12 protein-coding genes are annotated in these 8,905 nt (G+C 70.2%); 8 read left to right on the top strand and 4 right to left on the bottom strand.

Annotated features, from left to right (window positions below; translation table 11 throughout):
• The first annotated feature begins 370 nt into the window (after positions 1–370).
• The 5 genes from E2651_RS37595 to E2651_RS37575 all read left to right on the top strand — a co-directional run bounded on the left by E2651_RS37595 (position 371) and on the right by E2651_RS37575 (position 4,372).
• Positions 371–1,579: a S8 family peptidase gene (locus E2651_RS37595; RefSeq protein WP_135335762.1), complete on the top strand. Its 1,209-nt coding sequence runs from the start codon at positions 371–373 to the stop codon at positions 1,577–1,579.
• 106 nt (positions 1,580–1,685) lie between these two features.
• Entirely contained in the window at positions 1,686–2,249 is a 564-nt protein-coding gene (locus E2651_RS37590) for a DUF1697 domain-containing protein (RefSeq protein WP_135335761.1), read from the top strand.
• On the top strand, positions 2,242–2,625 hold the full coding sequence (locus E2651_RS37585; RefSeq protein WP_135335760.1) for a DUF4440 domain-containing protein: 384 nt from the start codon (positions 2,242–2,244) through the stop codon (positions 2,623–2,625). The genes E2651_RS37590 and E2651_RS37585 overlap by 8 nt, the downstream gene beginning before the upstream one ends.
• A 54-nt stretch (positions 2,626–2,679) precedes the next feature.
• Positions 2,680–3,747 (top strand): 2-dehydropantoate 2-reductase N-terminal domain-containing protein, encoded by a 1,068-nt coding sequence (locus E2651_RS37580; RefSeq protein ID WP_135335759.1) that lies wholly within the window; start codon positions 2,680–2,682, stop codon positions 3,745–3,747.
• A gap of 10 nt (positions 3,748–3,757) precedes the next feature.
• Positions 3,758–4,372 (top strand): DsbA family protein, encoded by a 615-nt coding sequence (locus tag E2651_RS37575; RefSeq protein ID WP_135335758.1) that lies wholly within the window; start codon positions 3,758–3,760, stop codon positions 4,370–4,372.
• 4 nt (positions 4,373–4,376) lie between these two features.
• Here E2651_RS37575 and E2651_RS37570 read toward each other — a convergent pair whose 3' ends face one another.
• Together E2651_RS37570 and E2651_RS37565 are read right to left on the bottom strand one after the other, a co-directional pair.
• The gene (locus tag E2651_RS37570; RefSeq protein ID WP_135335757.1) at positions 4,377–4,910 is read right to left on the bottom strand and encodes a GNAT family N-acetyltransferase; all 534 of its coding nucleotides are present in this window, start codon (positions 4,908–4,910) and stop codon (positions 4,377–4,379) included.
• Between the two features lie 10 nt (positions 4,911–4,920).
• Positions 4,921–5,400 (bottom strand): hypothetical protein, encoded by a 480-nt coding sequence (locus tag E2651_RS37565; protein WP_135335756.1) that lies wholly within the window; start codon positions 5,398–5,400, stop codon positions 4,921–4,923.
• Between the two features lie 9 nt (positions 5,401–5,409).
• Between E2651_RS37565 and E2651_RS44830 the strand changes: the two genes are divergently transcribed.
• Both E2651_RS44830 and E2651_RS44825 read left to right on the top strand, forming a co-directional pair.
• The gene (locus E2651_RS44830; RefSeq protein WP_209446344.1) at positions 5,410–5,781 is read left to right on the top strand and encodes a hypothetical protein; all 372 of its coding nucleotides are present in this window, start codon (positions 5,410–5,412) and stop codon (positions 5,779–5,781) included.
• Between the two features lie 74 nt (positions 5,782–5,855).
• Complete coding sequence (locus E2651_RS44825) at positions 5,856–6,365, top strand: helix-turn-helix domain-containing protein (protein ID WP_245239468.1); 510 nt, start codon at positions 5,856–5,858, stop codon at positions 6,363–6,365.
• Between the two features lie 10 nt (positions 6,366–6,375).
• On the opposite strand, the gene E2651_RS37555 is transcribed toward E2651_RS44825, so the two are convergent.
• Positions 6,376–7,233 carry a hypothetical protein gene (locus tag E2651_RS37555; RefSeq protein WP_135335755.1) on the bottom strand — a complete coding sequence of 286 codons (858 nt, stop codon included), beginning with the start codon at positions 7,231–7,233 and terminating at the stop codon, positions 6,376–6,378.
• Between the two features lie 316 nt (positions 7,234–7,549).
• Between E2651_RS37555 and E2651_RS37550 the strand changes: the two genes are divergently transcribed.
• On the top strand, positions 7,550–8,092 hold the full coding sequence (locus E2651_RS37550; protein ID WP_167829011.1) for an RICIN domain-containing protein: 543 nt from the start codon (positions 7,550–7,552) through the stop codon (positions 8,090–8,092).
• 96 nt (positions 8,093–8,188) lie between these two features.
• Here the strand turns inward: E2651_RS37550 and E2651_RS37545 are convergent.
• The coding region (locus E2651_RS37545; protein ID WP_135335753.1) for a sirohydrochlorin chelatase at positions 8,189–8,905 on the bottom strand (717 nt) is incomplete at its 5' end.

Here is an 8,905-nt window from a genome sequence, read left to right as displayed (position 1 = left end):
GGCGCACGTCGTCCGGGCCGGCGACCCGGGCGGGTGCCGTCTCCTTCTTGGGGCCGGGCGGCTCTCCTCGTCAAGGGTGAGCTTTGCGTAACAAGCCCCTTACATCTATGGGTACTTGGCGGCTCTCCGGCCGATGGGCGCCTGGGGCCCCTTCGGCGGCGCGATGTCCGATCTGCCGACGAGGGCCCGTTTTGTTATTACAGAACCTTGTTGAACAAGTCACAGGTGTATGTAGGTATTGATCTGCGCGCGTCAATCAGACAGGGTTTCGTCCCAACACCCGGAGATCTTCCGGATCTCACCCGGTGTTGCAGTGAAGTTTTTCAATCCCCCACATCCCCCCACCATCACCACGAGGAGATCCCTCTTCATGGCAACTCACAAGCGCGCTCGCACGCTGAAGCTCACCGCTGCGATAGCCACGACCGCAACCGCGATCGGTGTGACCGTCTTCGCCACCTCCTTCGCCGGTGCGGCCACCCCCGCCGAGGGCAAGGTCTACGGCGCGGACGCCAAGGGTGCCGTTTCCGGCAGCTACATCGTCATGCTCGACGAGAAGGCCAGCAAGGACGCCAAGTCCGACCTCGCCGAGGAGTACGGCGGCTCGCTGAACCGCAACTACTCCTCCGCGATCAACGGCTTCTCGGCCAAGGGCCTGAGCGAGACCGAGGCCAAGCGCCTCGCCGCCGACCCGTCCGTCGGCAAGGTCGTCCAGTCGAAGAAGTTCACCATCGACGCCACCCAGGACAACCCGCCGTCGTGGGGCCTGGACCGCATCGACCAGGCGGACACCGCCGGTGACAGCAAGTACACGTACCCGGACGCGGCCGGTGAGGGCGCCACGGCGTACGTCATCGACACCGGTGTCCGTGTCACGCACAAGGACTTCGGCGGCCGCGCCACCTCCGGCTTCGACGCCGTCGACAACGACGACAACGCCGACGACGGCAACGGCCACGGCACCCACGTCGCCGGCACCATCGCCGGTGAGGCGCACGGTGTCGCCAAGAAGGCGAAGATCGTCGCGGTCCGCGTCCTCGACGACCAGGGCTCCGGCACCACCGAGCAGGTCGTCGCGGGCATCGACTGGGTCACCAAGAACCACCAGGGTCCCTCGGTCGCCAACATGAGCCTGGGCGGCGGCGCCGACGAGGCGCTCGACGCCGCGGTCCAGAAGGCCATCGCGGCCGGTGTGACCTTCGCTGTCGCGGCCGGCAACGAGTCGACCGACGCCTCGCAGGGCTCCCCGGCCCGCGTGAAGGAGGCCATCACGGTCGCCTCCTCCACCAAGGACGACGAGCAGTCGGACTTCTCCAACTACGGTGAGATCGTGGACATCTACGCCCCGGGCTCGGACATCACGTCCGCCTGGAACACGGACGACGAGGCCACCAACACCATCTCCGGTACGTCGATGGCCACCCCGCACGTCGTCGGCGCGGCCGCCGTCTACGTCGCCGCCCACCCGGACGCCACCCCGGACGCCGTCGCCAAGGCGCTGACCGACGGTGCGACCCCGGACAAGATCTCGAACCCGAGCGAGGGCACGCCCAACAAGCTGCTCAAGGTCGTCGAGTAGGTCGCAGGGCATACGCCCTTCCGTTGCTCCCCGGAGCAACACCCAGTGAACCGGCGGTCGTCGCGCCCACCCCCACGGGGCGCGGCGGCCGTCCTATGGTGTCCGGATGACGGTCAAGGCGTACGCGGCGCTCCTCCGCGGCATCAACGTGGGCGGCAAGAAGAAGGTGCCGATGGGGGAGTTGCGTACGCTGCTCGCCGGGCTCGGTCTCGGCGACGTACGCACCTATCTGCAGAGCGGCAACGCGGTCTTCACGAGCGGCACGGACGACCCGGATTCCCTCGCGGCGCGGATCGGCGAGGCCATCGAGAAGCACTTCGGCTTCCCCGTGGACGTCCTGGTGCGCGGCGGCCCCTATCTGAAGGCGGTCGCGGACGCCTGCCCGTTCCCCGCGGAATCGCTCGAGGGCAAGCAACTGCACGTCACGTACTTCTCCGAGCCGGTCGACGCCACGCGCCTCGGCGCGATCGACACGGCGGCCTTCCTGCCGGAGGAGTTCCGGCTCGGCGACCGCGCGCTCTATCTCTACGCTCCCGACGGCCTCGGCCGCTCCAAACTGGGCGAGGTCCTGTCGCGCCCTGCCCTGTTCAAGGGCGTCGTCGCCACGAGCCGCAACTGGAACACCGTCGTCAAGCTGGTCGAGATGACCGGGGAGCTTCATCGTGACTGACCGCACGACCGCCGTGGACGCGGCCATCGAGGCCGAACTGCGCCTGCTCGCCCCCGAGGTCCGCTCGTCGCCCGAACTCCTCGGGCAGCTGCTGCACCCCGAGTTCACCGAATTCGGTGTCTCCGGGGCCCGCTGGGACCGGGCGTCGATCATCACGGCGCTGACCGAGAGCACCGAGCGGGGCACCCGGCCGCTCATCGCATCGCGGATGCGGGGCGTTCAGCTGGCGGACGACGTGGTGCATCTGACCTTCGACACGGACAGCAACGGCCGTCTGGCGCACCGCAGTTCACTGTGGCGGCGGTGCGAGGGCGAGTGGCTGCTCTGGTTCCACCAGGGGACGCCGTTCAGCGCGGACGACGGGACGGAAACCTGATCTTTGCCGCGGTGGCCGTGCCGTGGCCGGATCCGGTGTGCGAGGCTCGACGGCATGCGCTACATCATCATCGGAGCAGGAGCGATCGGCGGCACCGTGGGCGGGCGGCTCGCCGAGGCCGGGCATGACGTGGTTCTGGTCGCGCGGGGCGCGCACCACGACGCGCTGCGGGCGAGCGGGCTGCGGGTCAGCACGCCCGACGGGACGCGTACGCACCGGCTGCCCGTCGTCCAACACCCAGTGGATCTCGGCGAGTTGAGGGCGGGCGACGTCCTGTTCCTCGCGGTGAAGACACAGCACTGCGAGGCCGCCGTCGACGCCTGGGGCGGCCGCCCGGTGGCCGGCGGAGGCACGGCGGCCGAGGTCCTTCCGCTGGTCTGCGCGCAGAACGGCGTGGAGAGCGAACGCATCGCGCTGCGCCGCTTCCGGCGGGTGTACGGCGTATGCGTCTGGCTGCCCGCGACCCATGTCGAGCCGGGCGCCGTCTCCGCGGCGGGTGCCCCTTACACCGGCATGCTGCACATCGGCCGCTACCCGACGGGCACGGACGAGACGGCCCGCCTGATCGCCGCGGATCTGGAGCAGTCGAAGATCATCGCGCCCGTCGTGCCGGACGTGATGCGCTGGAAGTACGGGAAACTCCTCTCGAACCTGGCCAACTCCATCGAAGCCGTCACGGGGTTGATCACCGACGACGCGGCAGTCGAGCTCTTCCGGCGGGCCCGGACCGAGGGCGAGACGGTGCTCGCCGCGGCCGGAATCGAGGCGGTCGGCGAGCAGGAACAGAAGGAGGCCCGCGGCGACCGCATCCGCTTCGAGCCCTTCGACCGTTCGGAACGCGGCGGCGGCTCCTCCTGGCAGAGCCTGAGCCGGGGCACGGGCACCATCGAGGCGGACTACCTCAACGGCGAGATCGCCCTCCTCGGACGGCTGCACGGCGTGCCGACGCCGGTGAACGACGCCTTGCAGAGCGTGGCGAACGACTTCGCGCGGGAGCGGCGGGCCCCCGGCTCGATGCCGGTGGCCGACCTCGTGGCGCTGGTGGCCTCCGCCGGACAGCGCGGAATTGGCCCATCGCGGCGGAGGGGGAATGGCCCAGGGGTGTGCGCCACTGGTCACTAGTGTCGAGGCCATGACGACGACCGACACCCGCATCGACTTCTACTTCGACCCGGCCTGCCCCTTCGCCTGGATCACCTCACGCTGGATCCTGGAGGTCGAGCGCGCCCGCGAGCTCGACCTCCGCTTCCATGTGATGAGCCTGTACTTCCACAACATCGGCAACGAACTGCCCGACTGGTACCGCGAATTGGTCGACAAGTCGATCGGCCCGGTACGGGTCGCGGCCGCCGCGGCCGAGCAGCACGGCGAGGACGTGCTCCGGGACCTCTACACGGCCTACGGCACCCGCATCCACCAGGAGAAGTACGAGGACTTCGACCAGGTCGTCGCCGAGTCCCTGGCCGAGACGGGACTGCCCGCCGGGCTCGCGGCCGCCGCGCACGACCCCGCGTACGACGACGTGCTGCGCGCCAGCCACGACGGGGGCAGGGACCCGGAGGCCGGCGCCTACGTCGGCACGCCCACCCTCCACGTCGACGGCACCGCCTGGTTCGGCCCCGTCCTGCGGGCGATTCCGCGCGGCGACGATGCGGTGCGGCTCTTCGACAGCTTCCGCGTCCTCGCCGGCTACCCGGACCTGTTCGAGCTGAAGCGCACCCGTACCGGAGGCCTCGACTTCAGCTGAGACCTCAGCCGATGTCCGTCGGCCGCGGGGCCGGGACGCGGGACGTCATCAGGAGCGTGGTGCGGCCGTTGTCCTCGGGGACCGCGCGGCCCTGCGTGTAGCCCAGGCGCTTGAGGACGGCGAGGGATGCGGTGTTCTGCGCGTCGACGGTCGCGTGCACCTCGGCAAGGGCCAGGGTCTCATGGCCGTACGAAGTGAGCAGACCGGCCAGCTCCGTGCCCAGGCCGAGCCCCCAGCTGTCCCGCGACAGGCCGTATACGATCTCGTGGCCGTCCAGCCAGGTCTCGGGCGACGGCTTGATCTCCGCGTGGCCGACATAGCGCCCCTCGTGCCGCACCGCCCAGATCGGGAAGTGGTTCTCCGCGTACACGAGAGAGAAGATCCGCCGGAACAGCGCGTGGGTCTGCTCCGCGCTCTGCGTCCCGTCCCCGAACCAGCGGCCCACGGCCTCGTCCTGCAGGAGTGCCACGAACTGGCCTTCGTCGGCGGCGACATAGGGCGAAAGGCGCAGACGCGCGGAGCGCAGTACGGGGGTCATCGGCGTGACGCTAGGGGCAGGAGTGACGGCTCGGCAACCGGATGGCTGGGATGTGCGCCCCCTGCCCAGCCCCACCGGGCCGTGCCGGACCGCCGTCAGGGTGACCAGGGCGGGGCCCGTCATCAGGCCGATCGCCGTACCCGAGTTGAAGACTCCCTGGTAGACGCCGTGGGCGCGCGCGTCGGCGAGTTCGTAGCCGAGGGTCCAGCAGCACCCCCGACCTGCCGAACGCCCGTACCGCGCCCGGCACATCGGAGACGCTCCGGCTCATCCGCACCTGGAGCAGTGCCACCAGGACACAGTTGACGATCAGCAGGAGAGCGGCCGTCCAGCGCGGTGCGTCCGTGCGCTCGACGATCCAGAGGGGCAGGCCCACTTCGAGGAGCGTGTACTGGATCACGAGCATCGCGTTCAGGAGTGTCACGGCCAGATACGGCAGGTCCCGCACCGCCCGCCAGCGGCTGCCCGCCTCCACGGCGGCGGCCGGCACGTCACGCCGGTGAGCCCCGAGCGGCAGGCGCGCCACCATCAGCGCGGGCGCGGCGAACGTCAGATCACGTTCAGATTCGGCGTCGACGATCTCGCCCGTACGTCCTTCGCGTACTCACCGCTCCAGGAAGCGGCCTTCTCGCTCCGCTCCTGGCGGGACCCGGCGCGCTATCCCCATCAACGGCCCTGGCTGCGGCGGCTGCGCCCCGCCTTCGACCGGCAGGACACCGAGCTCCTGGCCGCCCTCGTCACGCCGCGCCTGTGGGTGCCGGACTTCCTCACCCCGCGCCCGGTCCGCGCCCGGTCCACCTTCGCCGAGGAGCTCGCGCTCCTTCGAGCCACCCCGCCCGAGCTGCTCGCCCCCGAATTCGCCGCCGCGTAGGGGGAGTTCGACCCCATGAGCCTCATGGAGGCCGATCTCGCCTATCGAGTGGGGTCTCCCCTGCTCGAACGAAGTTGAGAGCTAGGGGAAGGGTCCTCGCCGAGCAGGGCACCGGGGCCCTCTTCGCGAGCCTCGACCCGCGCCTCTCCTGGACCGGCGACGTGCTCTGCCTCGTCCGGCGGGGCGGCATGCGGCCATGGCACTCGGACGGCATCCGGATCGCCGGGCGCGGCCTGGTCCTCGCCCCGACGCTCTTCGCGGGCGGCGCCCAGCCGATGATCGACAGTTCCCTGCCGCCGCTGCTCTTCTACCCCCTGCGGGGCCGCGCCGCGATCTCCGAGGAGCCGCCCCCGGTCACCGGCGACGCCCTGATCCGCCTCCTCGGCCGGGCGCGGGCCCGGCTCCTTCTCCTGCTCGCCGAGCCCGCATCCACCACCGAGCCGGCCCACCGACTCGGCGTCACCCCGGGCGCGGTCAGCCAGCACCTCACGGTCCTGTACGACGCCGGGCTGCTCGGCCGCACGCGTCATGGCCGCAGCGTGCGGTACAGCCGGACCGAGCTCGGGGACGAACTCTGCCGTTGAGCAAGGGAGTTCACCCGGTGGGTCGCGGCAGCCCGATCGGATTGGGGAAGGGGAGTACCTCTGCCGCGAGGATCTGCCGCACGGGATGTTCGAGGGCGGACAGGAGCGTGTCCGCCTCGCGTGCGCCGAGCGGGCGGAGCAGCCGGGCCGACAGGCGGTCCGTGGCGTCCTCGATCAACTCCCGTTCGGTGCACCCGTGTTCGGTGATGTGCCCGTCGGCGTCCACCAGGCCGCGTCCGCGCAGCCGGTCCACCGCCTCCGCCCACTCCTGCTCGCTCCAGCCCCTGTCCTGGCGGATGGTCCCCGGGTCGACGCGGTCCGTCGCCGCGGCGAGCACCAGCGCCTCGCAGGAGTCGAGGCCGTGGTCGGCGAGCGCCGCGACATGCGCGTCACCCCTGAACTCGCGTACGCACGTGACCAGTTGCCAGAGCCGCTGCACGGGGTCGGTGCGCTCGCTCACCTCGCGGTTCGCGGCGAACAGCGGGCGGGCCGGTGACGGGGCGTCCTCGACCATCGCCGCGAGCGGCGGGCAGAGCTCGGCCGTACGCTTCTCGATGTCCGGGACCAGGGTGCGCAGCGCCCGCGCGGTGTACGCCGCGCGCTCCTCCACGATCCGGCCCGGCGATGCGTACTGCCAGGCGGAGGGGAGGGCCCGCGCCACCATGCCGGGGGCGAAGACGCCGAGCGCGGCCGTCGCGGCGCCCGGCTCTACCGTGCCCATCGGGGCGGTACGGGCGGCGAAGTACCCCATCCAGAAGCCCTTGAGGCCGAGCGCTCTGCCCAGGGTGCGGCAGTGCTCCTCGAAATAGATCACGGCGTGCAGGGGCTCGGTCCGCAGCCAGAGCGTGCGGGATCTGGTGAGGGTCATGGACCCACAAACTAGGCCAGCGCGGGAACCCGCGCCACCCGGCCGACCGCACACGACTCGTCATGGCGCCGCAGCAGAAGCCGCGCCAACTCCGGAGCGGGCCCCGGAACCCGGGCCATTACGTCCGTGTCGGCGGCGCCACGGGCGAAATGCCGCCGTTTTCCCGCAGTTCTTCGCTCAGCTTTCCGCCATGCTCAGAAGAACCTCAAGGATCCGTGTGGTGGAAGTGCAATTCCATGAACTCCCTTGCCTGTAAAGGATCTTGTTGATAGAAATTTCCCTGTCAATGAGAACTGAACAGACGGGGGTCTTCCTCATGACTGCAAGAAAGCGTTTCGCCGTGCTCGCCTCCACGGCTTCTCTCTGCCTGGCCGCCGGTGCCGTAAGCGCCGGCGAAGCCCAGGCGGCGGGTTCTTGGCGCTCGTTCAAGTTCCAGCACGGCAAGAACATCTGCATGAGCGTGCAGGCGAAGGCGAGCACCAAGAAGGGCAAGCGCGAGCGGGTCCGTGGGTGCACCGGCGGTGTGTACCAGCTCTGGCGCATCGACTTCCAGAAGTACAAGGGCAGGGCGGTCGCCAAAATACACCCCGCCACCAACACCAAGCTGTGCCTCTCCGGTGCCAAGACGGAGCGGATGGGCAAGAGCGGCTGGCTGTCGCACGTCACCAAGTGCAACAGCTCGGCGTCGCAGAAGTGGCAGTACGTGAGCTCGAACCCGGGCGCGTACTTCAACCCGCAGAACGTCAAGAGCAAGCTCTGCCTCGGCGCCTACAAGGGACGTAAGTCGAGCGGCACCTGGGTGGGCACGTCCAAGTGCAACAGCAAGGTCAGCGGTGGGCAGATCTTCAAGGTGAAGTAGGCAATTCGCCGCGGCGCTGAAAAGCGACACGGCAAAGAGTCCCCGTCTCCGGGCAATTGGGCCCGAGGCGGGGATTCGCTGTTTGTCCGCGATAATTCAGGCGCTGACCGCCACACGCATTGGGAGTCGCGCCTCCGTGTATCGCTGAATGAGCAGTCGCGCCACCTCGGGCGAAGGGCCGAGCTCCTCCGCGAGAACATCGGCGCCGGAATCCCTGGCACCCCGGGCGATCCGGTCCGGCAGAAATCCGGGGGCCAGGACATAGGGGGCGACCGCCACGCGCCGGACGCCCTGAGCGCGCAGCGCGCGTACCGCGTCCTCGGTGCGGGGAAGAGATGCGGAGGCGAACGCAGGCCGCACGGCGCACCAACCGGTGTGCCGCCACTCCCGCGCGATTTCAGCGATCACTGCGATCGCCTCCGGGTCGGTGGACCCCGCCGAGGCCAGCACGACCCCGGTCGAGGACTTGTCGGCGGGCGTCAGGCCCGCCTCGTACAACCGCCGTTCCAGGGCGGTCAGGAGCAGCGGCGAAGGACCGAGCACCGGCGCCTGCCGGATACGCAGCCGGGGCGGGGCCTGGTCGAGGACCGCCGGGATGTCGGCCTTCGCGTGGAACGCCCGGGTGAGCAGCAGGGGCAGCGCGACCACATCGCGCACACCTTCCGCGTCCAGGGACTCCAACACCTCGGGAACAGACGGCGAGTTGAAGTCGAGGAAGCCCGTCTCCACCCGCAGCCCCGGCCGCTGCGCCCGCACCCGCCGCACCAGGGCACGCACCGTCGCGGCATGCCGCGGGTCGCGGCTGCCGTGGGC

The sequence above is a fragment of the Streptomyces sp. MZ04 genome (genome assembly GCF_004684775.1).
In the GTDB taxonomy this organism is placed as follows: domain Bacteria; phylum Actinomycetota; class Actinomycetes; order Streptomycetales; family Streptomycetaceae; genus Streptomyces.
The sequence above is the reverse complement of the archived record's forward strand: the minus strand, read 5'-3'. Positions and strand labels throughout refer to the sequence as shown.